Raw genomic sequence first — 16161 nt, forward strand, 5'->3', positions numbered from 1 at the left:
AGCACCCTTGATGTCCTCCTTGCAACCCACCTGGCCCGACCAGCACAAAGCCTGCCTCGCCCTGGCCTTCGACCTCGACGGCCCGACCGGCGATGCCATGCTCAACGGCTCGATCTGGCACAAACCCGAATACTTCGGTTTCGGCGGCTACGGCCCCTACCGCGCCCTGCCGCGCCTGCTGGATCTGCTCGATGCCTTCAAGATCCCGACCACTTTCTTCGTCCCCGCCTGGGTCGTGGAAAACTGGCCGAAACAGTGCCAGGCCATCGTCGAGCGCGGTCATGAAGTCGCCTACCACGGCTACAAACACGAATCCTTCTACGCCCTGACGCTGGACCAGCAGCAGGCCGTGATGAACAAGTCCCGCGACGTGTTCTGGCAATACCTGCACATCCGCGCCGAGGGGTTTCGCACCCCGTCGGGTGACTGGCGCGCGGAAACGCCGGCGATGCTGGCCGACAACGGTGTCATCTATTCCAGCAGCATGCGCGGCGATGACCGCCCGTATCTGGTCAACGTCCCCGGCCATGACACGCCGCTGGTGGAGATTCCCGGCCGCTGGGAAATGGACGACTACGCCTCCCTCGCCTACACCCGCGCACCGAACTTCCCGTCCGGGCTCGACCGCACTGCCAGCTACGAGCTGACCCTCGACAACTGGCAACGCGAGTACGACGGCGCGATGGACGAAGGCCTGTGCCTGACCACCCTGTTCCACCCGAAAATCACCGGCAAACCGGGGCGCATCCTGTTGCTGGAGAAACTCTTCGACCATATGCGCCAGCGCGATGACGTGTGGTTCGCCACTTGCCGCGACGTCGCCCGCTGGTGGCTGAAGGAGCATCACCATGGCTGACGCTGACAACCTCTGGCCCGCCGGCAAACGCTGCGCGGTGGTGCTGACCGTCGATTACAACGACATCCACGGCATTCTCACCCAGGCCCCGGAAGTCGCCGGGCGCGACAAGACGCTGTCTGTGTGGCGCTACGGCACGCAACGGGGCGTCGAGCGTTTGCTCGGCCTGTTCAGGGAACTCGGGGTGCGCAGCAGCTGGTTCGTGCCCGGCATCGTCGCCGAGGAAAACCCGCAGCACATCGCCGCGATTCTGGCTGACGGCCATGAAATCGCCTGCGCCGGCTACCGCCATCAGGATTTCGACACGCTGGATCTGGCGGCGCAGAGTGCGGAAGTCGCCAAAGGCTGCGCAGCGCTGGAAGCCTTGACCGGCGTGCGTCCGACCGGTTTCCGGATTCCCGCCGGCAACGGCGCGCCGGGCTTCATCGAAGCCTTGAAAGACCACGGCATTCACTGGTCGTCATCATGGCGTGGCGATGACCTGCCGTTCTTGCATCCGACCGCGCCCGAAGTGGTCGAGCTGCCGCTGCATTACGAACTGGAAGACGAGCCTTACTTCGCCTTCAACCTGAGCCCGGCCGTGCCGCCGGCACAATCGCGGATCGCCTCCTACAGCCACACCCTGGGCAACCTGCAAATGGACTTCGCCGGATTTCACCGCTTCGGCCTGTGCTACGTGCTGCGCCTGCACCCGGAAATCATCGCCACGCCGGGGCGCATCGGCGTGCTGCGGGAATTGCTGCAAGGCATTCAACAGCACGACGACGTGTGGATCGCCAGCGGCGCCGAAGTCGCGCAGTGGTGGGCGCAGACGGCGGCGCCGGTTGCGCAGGATCATCCGGCGTCGGTGTATGAGCGCCATTATCGGGACTACCTCGTATGACCGAACGCATGCAGCGGCTGGCGCAGTTTTGCGTCGAGACCCGCTTTGAAGACCTGCCGCCAGCGTTGGTGGAACAGGCCAAGCGGCACATTCTCGACACCTTCGGCGCAGCGCTGGCCGGGGCTGACAGTGCGGTGGCGCTTCAGGCACGGCAGGTGTTCGGCGCAGAGCCGGGCACCGCGTTGGTCTGGGGTTCATCGTTGCGGGTCGGCGCAGGGCATGCGGCCTTGCTCAACGGCATCGCCGCCCATGCGCTGGAGCTGGACGACACCGGCGGTTGCGATCACTCGGGCGCGGTGGTGTTGCCGGCGGTGATGGCGGCGCTGTCGCTGGTGGATCGGCCGGTGGATGGTCGCGAATTCATCACCGCCGTGGTGATCGGCTACGAAATCGGTCGGCGGGTGCTGGAAGCCTGCGGCAGTTATTCGGCGCACAACGGCGCCGGTTGGCATTCCACCGCCACTTGCGGCGTGTTCGGCGCGGCGGCGGCCTGTGCACGGATCTTTGCGCTGGATGTCGGGCAAACCGTGTCGGCACTGGGCATCGCCGGCAGTTTCAGCGGCGGGTTGTGGGCGTTCATCCATGACGGTTCGCAGAGCAAAAAACTGCACAGTGGCCGGGCGGCCGAGGGTGGTTTGCTCGCAGCGCGTTTTGCCCGTGAAGGCGTCAGTGGGCCGTCGGTGTTGTTCGAGGATGTCTGGGGTGGATTTCTCAAGACCCTGGCGCCGGGCAGCGCGCAACCGGATGCGCTGGATGCCGAATTGGGGCGTGTGTGGAAACTCGCGCGCTGTTCGATCAAACCCTATGCCGCGTGTCGTGGCACCCATTCGGCCATCGATGCACTCGGCTTGTTGCTGGAGCAATTGCAGGTCGGCGCCGATCAGGTGGAAGACGTCCAGGTGAACCTGTGCGGGTTTCTGCTCGACATGTGCGGCGGCCGCGACACCCGCAGTCTGGCCGCCGCGCAGATGAGCCTGCCCTACGCCCTCGCCGCGCGACTGGTGCATGGTCATTGCCGCCTCGAGGCTTACGATGAGCAGCCGCGCAACGATCCGCAAATCACCCACTGGCTGACGCGCATTCGCCTTGAAGTGGATGAGCGACTGTCGGAGGATGGCGAGCCGCTGGTCATTCTTCGAACCCGCGACGGGCGTCAGGCGAGCCTGTGTGTCGAGGTTCCGCTGGGCGCGCCGGGCAATCCGTTGAGCGAGGCGGCGCTGGAGGAGAAGTTTTTCAGTCTGGCGTTGCGGGTCATTTCACCGGTCAAGGCCGAGCCGTTACTGGCGCAGCTGCGGCAACTGCAAACGCTGGATTCCGTGCGCGATCTTGAGCACCTGTTAACCGAATAAGGACATTTGATTTTCCGTGGCCACCTACTCGCTCGTTATCCGCCGCCTGATGATCGTCTCGCTGACCATCGTCGTCAGCCGCGCCATCACCAGTCCGTTGCTCACGCTGTTTCTGAGCAACAAGCTCGGCCTCAACCAACAGGATGTCGGGCTGTTGCTGGGCATCGCGGTGTTCATCGCTACCCTGCTTGCGCTGTACGGCGGCTACATCATCGACCGGCTCGAGAAGCGCCGGTTGCTGATTCTGGCGATGCTCTCCAGCGCCATCGGCTTCGTGCTGCTGACCTTCGCCAAAGACCTGTACCTGACGACCGCCACCCTGGTCATCACCGAAACCGCCTCTGCGCTGTTCCTGATCGGCTCCAAGGCGATCCTCAGTGAAAACCTGCCCATGGGCCAGCGGGCCAAGGCGTTTTCCCTGCGCTATACGCTGACCAACATCGGCTACGCCACCGGCCCGATGCTCGGCGTGGTAATCGCCGGGGTCTACCCGATTGCGCCGTTCCTGATTGCCGCCGGTATCGCTTTCGGCAGCATCTTCCTGATGATCGGGATTCCCAAGGATGCCAGCCCGGTCGCCGCCATCGGCCAGCCGCAAAGTTTCCTGAAAACCCTGATCACCCTGAAAAACGACCGCACGCTGATCATGTTCACCTGCGGCTGTCTGCTCAGCACCGTGGTTCACGGCCGCTTCACCCTGTACCTGTCGCAATACCTGCTGGTGGTCGAGGATTCGCAGCGCGCGTTGCAAACCATGGCCGCCCTGCTCGCCTGCAACGCCATCGCGGTGATCCTGCTGCAATACCAGATCGGTCGCTTCCTCAACCGGGAAAAACTGCGCTACTGGATCGCCGCCGGCACCAGCCTGTTCATCCTCGGCCTGATCGGCTTCAGCCTGGCCGACAGCCTGGTGACCTGGTGCATCGCGATGTTCATCTTCACCCTCGGCGAGATGATCATTTACCCGTCGGAATTCCTGTTCGTCGACACTTTGGCCCCGGAAGAACTGCGCGGCAGCTATTACGGCGCGCAGAACCTGGCGGCCCTCGGCGGCGCGCTGAGCCCGGTGATTTGCGGCTTTCTGCTGATGCATACGCCTGCGCCGACCATGTTCTACGCCCTCAGCGCACTGACGGCGATGGGCGGGTTTCTATGTTTCATGAGTGGGCGGCGCGTGGCTTTACTGCATAAATAATGCACTGAAACTGCATTTATATGAATTTGTCAGCATCGTGATTGCTTGGCACACTGTGCGCGTTCCTCCCCCAATAGTTGGAACACTTCGAAGGACTTTCCGCGTTTACGGACAAGTCCTTTTTTTTGCCCTGAATTTCGCAAAGGATCGATTCTGCATGCTCGCTCGCTGGTTGCCCGCCGCCATCAACACCCGTCCCACCGAATGGAGCCGCGCCGCCATCGGCATGGCCCTGGGCACGTTGTTCAGCGTGTGGGCGTGCAGTCAGGTATTCGGCATTGAAGTGGCCTACCACCTGATCGGCCCGCTGGGCGCTTCGGCGGTGCTGCTGTTCGCGGTGTCCTCCGGCGCCCTCGCCCAACCATGGTCGATCATCGGCGGCTACCTGTGCGCCGGTGTCGTCGCGTTGCTGGTGGCCCACGTGCTCGGCCGAACCCTCGGCAGCGCGTGCCTCGCGGCGGGCATGGCGCTGATCCTGATGTGCTGGCTGCGCTGCCTGCATCCGCCGGCCGGCGCCGTGGCGCTGACGATGGTGCTGGCCGACCCGCTGACCATCGCCATGGACTGGAAAGCCCTGGAACCGGTGATGCTCAGCGCCGCCTGCCTGCTGCTCGCCGCACTGGCCTACAACAACCTGACTCGCATCCGCTACCCGAAACGCCCCGCCGAACCGGCGCCGGCCATGGCACCGGTGGATATTCAGGCCATCACGGCCGAGGATCTGAAACGGGCAATGGCCGATATGGAGGCATTCATCGATGTCACGCCGGAGGATCTGGAACGGTTGATTCATGCCAGTGAGTTGCATGCCAAGCGGCGCAGCATTGGTCAGGTATTCAGCTGACCGAATCGCTCCCCGCCTCGACGATTGAAGAGACTGTGCGCGTGCTTCCGACAAAAGGCCCTTCGCCAACCTTGCCAAATGATCGGGAGTCACTAGATTTCATCTCTGTACCGCACAGAGTTGTCTGCCTTTCACTAAGAAGTCTGGCTCGCTGTAACGCCCAGTAGCGATGACATCGGAAGTCTGGCCATGGAGAAACGCTCAACGTCGTTGAGAAGCGAGCTGGCTTTGCGCTTTGATTGAACCGTTCACTTCAAAAAACACCGCATTGCCTGCGTAACCTGTTGTCCGCTCGATGCCCCGCCTGTTGTACACAGGTACATGTGTTCTTCGCCAGCTCCGTGAATCTGGTGGTTTCGAATCCCTGATTTCGAGATCTGCGAGAGGAACGTTTCATGAGCGACCCACTGCTGCAATTGCTGCGCACGCCCTTGTTCGACCCCGGCAAGCGCCATCGTCTTTCCTTACGCGAATACATGGATCTGAACATCGATCGTATGCGCGCCATTTTAGGCGGCGGCCACATGACCAACGGCATGTGGCTGGGCCAACCCTGTCAGTCCGGTTTCCGACTGCTGCTTCAACGCGCCGCCTACCTGGGCGCTTATGACTATTCCCTGATTGCCAGCATCGTCGATCACATGATTGCCGGCGATGCCTTGCTTGCTCATGGCGATGATCGTCAGGTGCATGACTACCGTGAAGAAATCAACCGACTGGGTGCCGTCTATGCATTTGGTTGCACGGAAATCGCCAGGGGTTCGGAAGTCGGCAATCTGCAGACCACGGTCATCCACGACTCGCAAAACCATTGCCTGATCCTTGACTCACCGTCTGCGCAAGCCTGCAAGTTCTGGATCGGCAACGCCCTGCACGCGGCCCAGGTGGTCATGGTACTGGGACGTCTGATCGTCAATGGCGTGGATGAGGGACTTCACTGGTTCCGAGTGCGCATTCGCGAGAACGAGAACGGCCCATTGCTGCCGGGCGTGCGCATTACCACCTGCGATCCGAAGGGCGGCATTCATGCCAATCAGGTTGCCGGCATCCGCTTTTGTGCAATGAAACTACCGCTGGAAGCGATGATGCAACGCTATGCCCGATTCTCGCCAGACGGCGTCTTCAGCAGCGACATCATGCGCAAGGAGCGCCTGACGTGCGCGATGCAGACATTCATTCAGGAACGCCTGTTCCTTATTGCGGCCGCTTGCGGGGCCGCCAGCCTGTGTGTCCACCTGGGGTATCGTTTCGCTTGCCATCGACTGGTCAAGAATGCCGATAACAACCAGCCACTGCTGAGCCGGGCCCTGTTTCGACAACGGTTGTATGTCGAGCAACTCAAGGTCCTGGCCCTGAAGCTGCTGGAACAGGCGGTCCTGGCCCGGTTCGAGGGAATGTGGAGCCAGCCGAAAAAGCGCACCGAGCTGCATATTCTCGCCGCCATCGCCAAAAGCGTCGGCACCTGGCTGGGGCTGGACGTCATCCGGGCAACCCGGCAGCTCTGTGGGTCCCAGGGGTTTCACCATGACAATCAGATCGTCACCTTGTGCATGGATCACGAGATCAGCACCACGTTCGCCGGTGATAACAGCATCCTGTGTGCTCAGGTCGCCAGGGACGCCATTACCCGACCACGGTTTGCCTCCCATAACATCGCCCAGCGCATCGAGTCGCTCATCGTTGATCAATGCCGCGCCAGTGCTGACTTTTCCCACCGCCAGGCCGTGGCACTCACCTACGCCCGCGCGCTGGACCTGATACTGGTCGAAGGCGAACGCGACCGGCTCGTTTCGCCCGCAACGCTTCAGGACATGCTCCATGTCTTTTCCCCGGTGTTGCACCCTTGGGGGCTGTCGGTCGCTGGCGACGAACTGGAACTGCACGCGACGCAAGCCCGGCTCGGCGAGATCGACGATCTGCTCAAGCCACCGCCGGAGCTGGTCAGCGCCCCCATCGACAAATCCGATTACGTAGAGCGTTTCACGGCTGCACTCTATGAGGACGCGTGAGCATGGCCATTCATTCCTTTCCGGACTTCTCTGACCGCTACACCATCCAGAACCCCTATCCGGCGTATGCGTACCTGAGAACTCATCAACCGGTCTATTGGTGCGATCACTTGCATGCCTGGTTTCTGACCCGCTATGGCGATGTCCATGCCGCCCAGGCCGATACCCGACGTTACTCCTCGAACCGTATGCGGCAACTGGTGGACACCCGCGTATCGAAAAAACAACGCGAGCAGCTGAACGTCTTCGTCCGCCTGGCCTCGCAATGGATGTATTCCCAGGATGGAGACGCGCACAAGGCCAGTCGTCAGTTGCTGGGCAAGGCATTCACACCTCGCGCCATTGAGTCGTTGCGCCAGATCATTCAGGACATCACCGATCGAGAACTGTCCGGCCTGCAAGGCCAGGTCGACCTCAAGGCCAGCCTTTTCGACCGGATTCCCGCGCTGATACTCGCCGAGCTGTACGGCATCGATCGCGAAGATGCCCTGAAACTGCGGCGCTGGACGAGGGACATCGTAATGTTTGTGGGCGGCAGCCACGATCCCGACTATGGGCCTGAACAGGCGCTGGCAGGGATTGAAGAAATGTACGCCTACTTTGCCGACCTCATTGAAAAGCGCCGCCGCCAGCCCCGGGACGATCTGGTCAGTCGGGTGCTTGAGTCGAGTCTGGAAAGTGCGGCAAGCGATGACGAGGTACTGGCGCAGATTGTCTTCATTCTGGTTGCCGGTTACACCACCAGCGCTGACCAACTCTGTATCGGCCTGCTGCACTTGCTCGAACACCCTGCGCAGCATGCGGCCCTCAAAGACGATCCGGCCCTGGTAAACCTGGCCGTGGAGGAAATGCTGCGTTTCGATGCCGCCGGTTCCTTGAGCCATCGAGTGCTGACCGAAGACGTCACGATCGAAGGCGTCACGATGAAGGCAGGAGACCTGGTCTATCTGATACGAGCCTCCGCCAACCGCGATCCTGCGAAATTCACTGACCCTGACACCTTCGATATCCGTCGAGCTGACCATGACCATCTGGCATTTGGCCGTGGACAGCACTTCTGCATGGGCACGGCGCTGTTCCGCCTGGAGGCCGAGATCGTTTTTACGTCCCTGCTCAAGCGCTTTCCCGATTTGGGTCTTGTCGTGGACAGCCCTGCGACCTGGCGCAACAGCAACCTTCAATTCCGGGGTTTGAAGGCACTTCCGATCAATCTTGGCAAAGGAGTCTGAACCATGGAGTTTCAACGTGTGTTTTCTGCCGCCCCCTGGGAATCCATCGCCGGCTACTGCAGAGCCTTGAAGGCTGGCGATACCCTTCTGGTAGGCGGCACGGTGGCGTTCGATGATGACGGCAAACCCTTCAAGCCCGGCGACGCCTATGCCCAGACGCTGCGGTGCCTGGAGATCATCGAACAGGCACTAAAACAACTGGGCGCGGATCGCACGCGCATCATTGCAACCAGCATGTACACCAGCAATATGGATCTCTGGCCGAAAATCGCCCAGGCCCACAAGGAATTCTTTGATCAACATCCACCCACCACCAAGCTGCTGGAAGTCGCACGATTGATCGGCCCTGAATTCGTTATAGAGATTGAGGCAGAGGCGCGCTCGACCCGGGATCGCGGTCATGAATGAGGCCTCTTTGACCGTAGAGGACGCCAGAGCAGCGTTGCGTCAGGCACAAGTGACCCGTGTTCACGACATGGCGATTGAAAGTCACGGTCGCCGGTTGCCGCTGCGCCTTTACTGGCCTGCGGGCAAGGGGCCTTTTGCCGTGCTGGTGTTCTTCCATGGTGGCGGCTGGGTCACGGGCGACCTGGATACCCATGATGGTTTCTGCCGACTGATGTGTGACTGGGCTGGCTGTGCGGTGATCGCCGTTGATTACGCCCGCCCTCCGGAACACCTGTTTCCGGCAGCCCTGGATGATTGCTGGACAGCTTTGCAGTGGGTCGTACGGCAGGGTCGCGAGCATGGCCTTGATACTTCGAGAATCGCGGTCGCCGGCGGTGGCTCCGGAGGGGCAATGGCCGCGGTCATCTGTCAGCGCGACTCGGCGCAGCAAAGACCGTGTCTCGGCTTTCAGCTGCTGCTTTACCCTTTGCTCGATTGTCACACCCGATACCCGTCCCACGAGCAGTTCGCGCAAGGACATGGCCTTACCACACAGATGCTCGAATGGTATCTCGGACACTATCTGCCGCCCGGCACATCGCGCGCCGATCCGCGGTTGTCCCCCCTGCTCGACGACGCGTTGCACGGACTGCCGCGGACGCTGATCATCACCAGCGAACTCGACATTCTGCGGGATGAAGGCCGTGCCTATGCAGCGAGATTGCGTGCAGCAGGTGTGAGCGTCGAACACCTGGAATTTAAAGGCATGCGCCATGGTTTCATGAACCATCCCGCGGCGCATGATGAGGCTCGGCAGGCACTGCTGTCATGCGTCCGCTCGCTGCAGGCACAGTTTCGCGGGGAGTGACAGCCAGTGCTTCTCTGCGCGGGAGTTCCCCCGGTCAAGATCAGGCAAAAATGCAGACAGCCCATGCACATATCCCCGTTGTACACGGCAAATTTGCACTGTTACGATCCGCTAACGCTCGCGCGCGAGTTTCTCGAATAAAGACAATAAAAGCAGGGAGTTAGTGATGACTGCTCAGGTTTCATCCCCGCGGACTTCGTCCATGGACGCCACGCCACACGAAGTGCTGGCCGAGGTTCGCAACCACATCGGTCATCTGACCCTCAACCGCCCCGCCGGCCTCAATGCCCTGACCCTCGACATGGTGCGCCAGCTCCAGCAGCACCTGGACGTCTGGGCCGCCGATGCCGATATCCACGCGGTGGTACTGCGCGGTGCCGGCGAGAAAGCCTTCTGTGCCGGTGGCGACATTCGCTCGCTGTACGACAGCTTCAAAAGCGGCGACACGCTGCACGAAGATTTCTTCGTCGAGGAATACGCCCTCGACCTGACGATCCACCACTACCGTAAACCGGTGCTGGCGCTGATGGACGGTTTCGTTCTCGGCGGCGGCATGGGTCTGGTGCAAGGCGCGGATCTGCGGGTGGTCACCGAGAAGAGCCGTCTGGCGATGCCTGAAGTGGCGATCGGCTATTTCCCGGATGTCGGCGGCAGTTATTTCCTGCCACGGGTTCCCGGCGAGCTGGGGATTTACCTGGGTGTCAGCGGCGTGCAGATTCGCGCCGCGGATGCGCTGTATTGCGGCCTCGCCGACTGGTATCTGGACAGCAGCAAACTCGGCATCCTCGACGAACAGCTTGATCATCTGGAGTGGCACGACACGCCGCTCAAAGACCTGCAAAGCCTGCTGGCCCGCCACGCCGTGCAAACCCTGCCGGATGCGCCGCTCGAAGCCTTGCGCCCGGCCATCGACCACTTCTTCGCCTTGCAAGATGTGCCGAGCATCGTCGAGCAACTGCGCGCCGTAACCGTCGCCGACAGCCACGAATGGGCAACCACCACCGCCGACCTGCTGGAAACCCGCTCGCCGCTGGCCATGGGCGTGACCCTGGAAATGCTCCGTCGCGGCCGTCACCTGAGCCTGGAACAGTGCTTCGCCCTCGAACTGCATCTGGATCGCCAGTGGTTCGAACGTGGCGACCTGATCGAAGGCGTGCGCGCCCTGCTGATCGACAAAGACAAATCACCACGCTGGAATCCGCCGACCCTGGCTGCGCTGCACGCCGAACAGGTCGCGAGTTTCTTCCACGGTTTCGCAGAGAGCGGGAGCTGAGCCATGCACGATCTCGAATTGACTGAAGACCAGGTCATGATCCGCGACATGGCCCGGGACTTTGCCCGTGGCGAAATCGCGCCCCACGCACAAGCCTGGGAAAAGGCCGGCTGGATCGATGATGCCCTGGTGGCAAAGATGGGCGAACTCGGCTTGCTGGGCATGGTAGTGCCGGAAGAATGGGGCGGCACTTACGTCGACTACGTGGCTTATGCGCTGGCGGTGGAAGAGATTTCCGCCGGTGACGGCGCCACTGGCGCGTTCATGAGCATCCACAACTCGGTGGGCTGCGGGCCGGTGCTCAACTATGGCAGCGAAGAACAGAAACAGACCTGGCTGGCGGATCTGGCCAGCGGCGCGGTGATCGGCTGCTTCTGCCTGACTGAGCCCCAGGCCGGCTCCGAAGCCCACAACCTGCGCACCCGCGCCGAACTGCGCGACGGGCAATGGGTGATCAACGGCGCCAAGCAATTTGTCAGCAACGGCAAGCGGGCGAAGCTGGCGATCGTGTTTGCGGTGACCGATCCGGATCTGGGCAAGCGTGGCATCTCGGCGTTTCTGGTGCCAACCGATACGCCGGGGTTCATCGTTGATCGCACCGAACACAAAATGGGCATCCGCGCTTCCGATACCTGCGCCGTGACGCTGAACAATTGCAGCATTCCTGAAGCCAATCTGCTGGGTGAACGCGGTAAAGGTTTGGCGATTGCCCTTTCCAACCTGGAAGGCGGACGCATCGGTATTGCCGCGCAAGCATTGGGCATCGCCCGTGCGGCGTTCGAGGCGGCGTTGGGTTACGCCCGTGATCGGGTGCAGTTCGGCAAGGCCATCGTCGAGCACCAGAGCATCGCCAACCTGCTGGCGGACATGCAGATGCAGATCAACGCGGCCCGCTTGATGATCCTGCACGCGGCGCGGCTGCGCACGGCGGGCAAGCCGTGTCTGTCGGAGGCTTCGCAGGCCAAGCTGTTTGCGTCGGAGATGGCTGAAAAGGTGTGTTCGTCAGCGATTCAGATTCATGGCGGGTATGGGTATCTGGAGGATTACCCGGTTGAGAAGTACTACCGGGATGCGCGGATCACCCAGATTTATGAGGGGTCGAGCGAGATACAGCGGATGGTGATTGCTCGGGAGTTGAAGAACTATCAGCTCTAAAAGCATCGCCAGCAGGCTGGCTGCCACAGGGATTTGTGTAATCACAGATCCAATGTGGGAGCCAGCCTGCTGGCGATGGAAGCGCCGCGTTATTTGCCCTGGAACTCGGCAGGCCGCTTGGCCACAAACGCCGCCATCCCTTCCTTCTGATCCTGCGTCGCAAACGCCGCATGGAACACCCGACGCTCGAAGCGCACGCCCTCAGTCAGGTTCACTTCGAATGCACGATTCACGCTTTCCTTGACCATCATCGCAATCGGCAGCGATTTGCTGGCGATCACTGCAGCGACTTTCAGCGCTTCGTCCAGCAACTCGGCACTCGGCACGATCCGCGCGACGATGCCGCAGCGCTCGGCTTCCACCGCGTCGATCATGCGGCCGCTCAGGCACATTTCCATGGCCTTGGCCTTGCCCACCGCACGGGTCAGACGCTGGGTGCCGCCCATGCCCGGCAGCACGCCGAGGTTGATTTCCGGCTGGCCGAATTTGGCGTTGTCGCCGGCCAGAATGAAGTCGCACATCAGCGCCAGTTCACAGCCACCGCCGAGGGCAAAACCATTGACGGCGGCGATGATCGGCTTGCGCCGGTTGGCCACGCGATCGCTGTCGCTGAACAGGTCGTCCATGTAGATCTGCGGGTAGGTCAGATCAGCCATTTCCTTGATGTCGGCGCCGGCAGCAAAGGCTTTGGTCGAGCCGGTGATGACGATGCAGCCAATGTTCGCGTCGGCTTCAAAACCATCGAGCGCGCGGTTCACTTCGCTGACCAGTTGCGCGTTGAGGGCATTCAGCGCCTGCGGGCGATTGAGGGTGATCAGGCCGACGCGGCCATGGGTTTCCAGCAAAATCGTTTCGTAACTCATGTGCAGATTCCTTCTCAAAGATTGCGCGAAATGACCATGCGCTGAATGTCGCTGGTGCCTTCGTAGATCTGGCAGACCCGCACGTCGCGGTAGATGCGCTCCAGCGGGAAGTCGCTGAGGTAACCGTAACCGCCGAGGGTTTGCAATGCCATGGAGCAGACCTTCTCGGCCATTTCCGAGGCGAACAGCTTGGCCATCGACGCTTCGACCAACGCCGGCTGACCGCTGTCACGCAGGGCGGCGGCGTAATGCACCATCTGCCGCGCCACGGCGATCTGGGTGGCCATGTCCGCCAGACGGAAGGCCACGGCCTGATGCTCGATGATCGGCTTGCCGAAGGTGTCGCGTTCGCGGGCGTAATCGCGCGCCGCTTCGAACGCGGCGCGGGCCATGCCCACCGATTGCGAAGCGATACCGACACGGCCGCCTTCGAGGTTGGCCAGGGCGATCTTGTAGCCCTCGCCCTCCTCGCCCAACCGGTTGGCCACCGGCACTTTCACGTCTTCGAACAGAATCTGGCAGGTGTCCGAGGCGTGCTGGCCGAGCTTGTCTTCGATGCGGGCAACTTTGTAGCCCGGCGAGTCGGTCGGCACGATGAAGGCGCTGATCCCGCGCTTGCCGGCACTCGGATCGGTGACCGCAAACACGATCACGATCCCGGCGTTCTGCCCGGAGGTGATGAACTGTTTGCAGCCGTTGAGCACGTATTGATCGCCTTCCAGCCGAGCGCGGGTTTTCAGGCTGCTGGCGTCGGAACCGGCCTGGGGCTCGGTCAACGCGAACGCACCGAGCATCTCGCCGCTGGCCAGCGGTTTGAGGAAACGTTCGCGCTGGTCGTCGTTGCCGAACTTGAGGATCGGCACGCAACCCACCGAATTGTGCACGCTCATGATGGTCGAGCAGGCGCCGTCGCCGGCGGCGATTTCTTCCAGGGCCATGGCGTAGGCCAGATAACCGGTGTCGCAACCGCCCCACTGCTCCGGCACCAGCATGCCGAAGAAGCCCAGCCCGGCCATTTCGCCGATGGCTTCTTTCGGGAAGCGGTGCTCGCGATCCCACTCGGCGGCGAACGGTTTGAGCCGTTCCTCGGCAAACTGCCGGGCCATGTCGCGGATTTGTTGTTGGTCGTCATTGGGAATCATGGCAAATCCTTAAAACATAAAACCTGTGGGAGCCAGCCTGCTGGCGATTGAAGTCTGTCAGTCAATATTTGCTTGTATGACACACCGCTATCGCCAGCAGGCTGGCTCCCACAAGGGATTTGGTGTTTACCTCAGTTGAGGCACTCGACCGCCATCGCCGTGGCTTCGCCGCCGCCAATGCAGATCGCCGCGACGCCGCGTTTCAGGCCTTTCTGGCGCAGGGCCGAGAGCAAGGTCACCACAATCCGCGCGCCGGACGCACCGATCGGGTGGCCGAGGGCGCAGGCGCCGCCGTGGATGTTGAGCTTGTCGTGAGGAATTTCCAGGTGGGTCATCGCCGCCATGCCGACCACGGCGAAGGCTTCGTTGACCTCGAACAGATCGACCTGATCCAGCGACCAGCCGGTTTTCTTCATCAGCTTCTTGATCGCCCCAATCGGCGCCACCGGGAACAGGCCCGGGGTGTCGGCAAACGCGGCGTGGCCGTGAATCACCGCCAGCGGTTTCAGACCCTGTTTCTGCGCTTGCGACTGACGCATCAGCACCAGCGCAGCGGCGCCGTCGGAAATCGAGCTGGAGTTGGCCGCAGTTACCGTACCGCCCTCGCGGAACGCCGGTTTCAGCGAAGCGATCTTGTCCAGTTTGGCCTTCGGTGGCTGCTCGTCGTTGCTGATCACAACCTGTTCTTTGCCAACGGTCACGGTCAGTGGAACGATTTCGGCCTTGAAGCTGCCGTCCTTGATCGCCTGCTGGGCGCGGGTGGTCGAGGCGATGGCGAAAGCGTCCTGAGCCTCGCGGCTGAAGCCGTTGGTTTCAGCGCAATCCTCGGCGAAGGTGCCCATCAGGCGGCCCTTGTCGTAGGCGTCTTCGAGGCCGTCGAGGAACATCGAATCCAGCACCCGGCCGTGGCCCATGCGGTAACCGGCGCGAGCGCGGTCCAGCAGGTACGGCGCGTTGGACATGCTTTCCATGCCGCCGGCGATCACCACATCGGCACTGCCGGCCAGCAGCATGTCGTGAGCCAGAATGGTGGTCTCCATGCCCGAGCCGCACATCTTGTTGACCGTGGTGCAGCGGGTGGATTTGTCCAGCCCGGCGCCCAGCGCAGCCTGACGCGCAGGCGCCTGACCGAGACCGGCCGGCAATACGCAGCCGAACAGCACTTCATCGACCGCATCGGCGGCGACACCGGCGCGTTCAACCGCCGCCTTGATTGCTGCTGCGCCGAGTTGCGGCGCAGTCAGGCTTTTCAGTTCGCCCTGGAAACCGCCCATCGGGGTGCGGACGGCGCTGACGATGACAATCGGATCATTGGAGATAGTCATGGGAAATCCTCCTTACTTGGCGGCCATGCGCAAGGCACCGTCGAGACGGATCACCTCACCGTTGAGCATGCTGTTTTCAATGATATGCCGCACCAGCGCGGCGTATTCGGCAGGTTTGCCCAGACGCGGCGGGAACGGCACGCCGGCGGCCAGCGAGTCGCGCACTTCCGGGGTCATGCCGGCCATCATCGGGGTTTCGAAAATGCCCGGGGCGATGGTCATCACGCGAATGCCGAAGCGCGCCAGCTCACGGGCCGCAGGCAGGGTCAGGCTGGCGATGGCGCCTTTGGATGCAGAGTACGCCGCCTGGCCAATCTGGCCGTCGAACGCCGCAACCGACGCGGTGTTGATGATCACACCACGCTCGCCGTCGGCGTTGGCTTCGCTTTCGGCAATCGCTGCCGCTGCCAGACGCAGCATGTTGAAGCTGCCGATCAGGTTGACGTTGATCACCTGAGCGAAGCTGGACAAGGCGTGCGGGCCGTTCTTGCCGAGGATCTTCTCACCGCGAACGATGCCGGCGCAGTTCACCAGCCCGTTGAGGCTGCCAAAGGCTTTGACAGTCGCCTGCACGGCGGCTTCGGCGGCAGCTTCGTTGCTGATGTCGGCCACCACGCTTTGCGCGCCGAGGCGCCGGGCCTGGGCAGCGACGGCGTCGGCGTTCATGTCCACCAGCATCACTTTGCCGCCGGCGTTCACCAGCAATTCAGCGGTAGCGGCACCCAGGCCGGACGCGCCGCCGGTGACGATAAAAACCTTGTTCTCGATCTGCATGACTGACTT

15 protein-coding genes are annotated in these 16161 nt (G+C 62.0%); 11 read left to right on the forward strand and 4 right to left on the reverse strand.

What is annotated here, in order from left to right; all coding sequences use genetic code 11:
• Positions 1 to 7: 7 nt before the first annotated feature.
• The 11 genes from CAF76_RS02140 to CAF76_RS02190 all read left to right on the forward strand — a co-directional run bounded on the left by CAF76_RS02140 (position 8) and on the right by CAF76_RS02190 (position 12048).
• The gene (locus CAF76_RS02140; protein ID WP_178076148.1) at positions 8 to 856 is read left to right on the forward strand and encodes a polysaccharide deacetylase; all 849 of its coding nucleotides are present in this window, start codon (positions 8 to 10) and stop codon (positions 854 to 856) included.
• A complete protein-coding gene (locus CAF76_RS02145; protein WP_085646650.1) occupies positions 849 to 1739 on the forward strand; it encodes a polysaccharide deacetylase in 891 nt (296 codons plus the stop codon). Before CAF76_RS02140 ends, CAF76_RS02145 begins: the two co-directional genes overlap by 8 nt.
• Positions 1736 to 3088 carry an MmgE/PrpD family protein gene (locus CAF76_RS02150; protein WP_085646651.1) on the forward strand — a complete coding sequence of 451 codons (1353 nt, stop codon included), beginning with the start codon at positions 1736 to 1738 and terminating at the stop codon, positions 3086 to 3088. Before CAF76_RS02145 ends, CAF76_RS02150 begins: the two co-directional genes overlap by 4 nt.
• 16 nt (positions 3089 to 3104) lie before the next feature.
• A complete protein-coding gene (locus tag CAF76_RS02155) occupies positions 3105 to 4283 on the forward strand; it encodes an MFS transporter (RefSeq protein WP_064596823.1) in 1179 nt (392 codons plus the stop codon).
• A gap of 157 nt (positions 4284 to 4440) precedes the next feature.
• Positions 4441 to 5127, forward strand: coding sequence for an HPP family protein (locus tag CAF76_RS02160; RefSeq protein ID WP_064596825.1), 687 nt, complete (start codon positions 4441 to 4443; stop codon positions 5125 to 5127).
• Between the two features lie 395 nt (positions 5128 to 5522).
• On the forward strand, positions 5523 to 7136 hold the full coding sequence (locus CAF76_RS02165; RefSeq protein ID WP_085646652.1) for an acyl-CoA dehydrogenase family protein: 1614 nt from the start codon (positions 5523 to 5525) through the stop codon (positions 7134 to 7136).
• Between the two features lie 2 nt (positions 7137 to 7138).
• Positions 7139 to 8365, forward strand: coding sequence for a cytochrome P450 (locus CAF76_RS02170; RefSeq protein WP_085646653.1), 1227 nt, complete (start codon positions 7139 to 7141; stop codon positions 8363 to 8365).
• Positions 8366 to 8368: 3 nt separating this feature from the next.
• Positions 8369 to 8773, forward strand: a complete 405-nt coding sequence (locus CAF76_RS02175) for a RidA family protein (protein WP_085646654.1) — start codon at positions 8369 to 8371, stop codon at positions 8771 to 8773.
• The gene (locus tag CAF76_RS02180) at positions 8766 to 9620 is read left to right on the forward strand and encodes an alpha/beta hydrolase (RefSeq protein ID WP_085646655.1); all 855 of its coding nucleotides are present in this window, start codon (positions 8766 to 8768) and stop codon (positions 9618 to 9620) included. The genes CAF76_RS02175 and CAF76_RS02180 overlap by 8 nt, the downstream gene beginning before the upstream one ends.
• 166 nt (positions 9621 to 9786) lie before the next feature.
• Entirely contained in the window at positions 9787 to 10893 is a 1107-nt protein-coding gene (locus CAF76_RS02185; RefSeq protein ID WP_085646656.1) for an enoyl-CoA hydratase/isomerase family protein, read from the forward strand.
• 3 nt (positions 10894 to 10896) lie between these two features.
• Positions 10897 to 12048: an acyl-CoA dehydrogenase family protein gene (locus CAF76_RS02190; protein ID WP_007951276.1), complete on the forward strand. Its 1152-nt coding sequence runs from the start codon at positions 10897 to 10899 to the stop codon at positions 12046 to 12048.
• Between the two features lie 89 nt (positions 12049 to 12137).
• Here the strand turns inward: CAF76_RS02190 and CAF76_RS02195 are convergent, their stop codons facing one another.
• The 4 genes from CAF76_RS02195 to CAF76_RS02210 all read right to left on the reverse strand — a co-directional run bounded on the left by CAF76_RS02195 (position 12138) and on the right by CAF76_RS02210 (position 16152).
• A complete protein-coding gene (locus CAF76_RS02195; protein WP_039768644.1) occupies positions 12138 to 12911 on the reverse strand; it encodes an enoyl-CoA hydratase in 774 nt (257 codons plus the stop codon).
• 14 nt (positions 12912 to 12925) lie between these two features.
• Positions 12926 to 14053, reverse strand: a complete 1128-nt coding sequence (locus CAF76_RS02200; protein ID WP_085646657.1) for an acyl-CoA dehydrogenase — start codon at positions 14051 to 14053, stop codon at positions 12926 to 12928.
• A gap of 131 nt (positions 14054 to 14184) precedes the next feature.
• Positions 14185 to 15378 (reverse strand): acetyl-CoA C-acyltransferase, encoded by a 1194-nt coding sequence (locus CAF76_RS02205; RefSeq protein WP_085646658.1) that lies wholly within the window; start codon positions 15376 to 15378, stop codon positions 14185 to 14187.
• A gap of 12 nt (positions 15379 to 15390) precedes the next feature.
• On the reverse strand, positions 15391 to 16152 hold the full coding sequence (locus CAF76_RS02210) for an SDR family NAD(P)-dependent oxidoreductase (protein ID WP_085646659.1): 762 nt from the start codon (positions 16150 to 16152) through the stop codon (positions 15391 to 15393).
• Between the last annotated feature and the right edge of the window lie 9 nt (positions 16153 to 16161).

This window comes from Pseudomonas sp. B40(2017) (genome assembly GCF_002112855.1).
Taxonomy (GTDB): domain Bacteria; phylum Pseudomonadota; class Gammaproteobacteria; order Pseudomonadales; family Pseudomonadaceae; genus Aquipseudomonas; species Aquipseudomonas pharyngis.

Coding starts and splice junctions, on each gene's coding strand:
- CAF76_RS02210 (WP_085646659.1), bottom strand. CDS start 16,152: ATGCAGATCGAGAACAAGGTTTTTATCGTCACCGGCGGCGCGTCCGGC.
- CAF76_RS02190 (WP_007951276.1), top strand. CDS start 10,897: ATGCACGATCTCGAATTGACTGAAGACCAGGTCATGATCCGCGACATG.
- CAF76_RS02205 (WP_085646658.1), bottom strand. CDS start 15,378: ATGACTATCTCCAATGATCCGATTGTCATCGTCAGCGCCGTCCGCACC.
- CAF76_RS02195 (WP_039768644.1), bottom strand. CDS start 12,911: ATGAGTTACGAAACGATTTTGCTGGAAACCCATGGCCGCGTCGGCCTG.
- CAF76_RS02185 (WP_085646656.1), top strand. CDS start 9,787: ATGACTGCTCAGGTTTCATCCCCGCGGACTTCGTCCATGGACGCCACG.
- CAF76_RS02160 (WP_064596825.1), top strand. CDS start 4,441: ATGCTCGCTCGCTGGTTGCCCGCCGCCATCAACACCCGTCCCACCGAA.
- CAF76_RS02175 (WP_085646654.1), top strand. CDS start 8,369: ATGGAGTTTCAACGTGTGTTTTCTGCCGCCCCCTGGGAATCCATCGCC.
- CAF76_RS02165 (WP_085646652.1), top strand. CDS start 5,523: ATGAGCGACCCACTGCTGCAATTGCTGCGCACGCCCTTGTTCGACCCC.
- CAF76_RS02145 (WP_085646650.1), top strand. CDS start 849: ATGGCTGACGCTGACAACCTCTGGCCCGCCGGCAAACGCTGCGCGGTG.
- CAF76_RS02170 (WP_085646653.1), top strand. CDS start 7,139: ATGGCCATTCATTCCTTTCCGGACTTCTCTGACCGCTACACCATCCAG.
- CAF76_RS02200 (WP_085646657.1), bottom strand. CDS start 14,053: ATGATTCCCAATGACGACCAACAACAAATCCGCGACATGGCCCGGCAG.
- CAF76_RS02150 (WP_085646651.1), top strand. CDS start 1,736: ATGACCGAACGCATGCAGCGGCTGGCGCAGTTTTGCGTCGAGACCCGC.
- CAF76_RS02180 (WP_085646655.1), top strand. CDS start 8,766: ATGAATGAGGCCTCTTTGACCGTAGAGGACGCCAGAGCAGCGTTGCGT.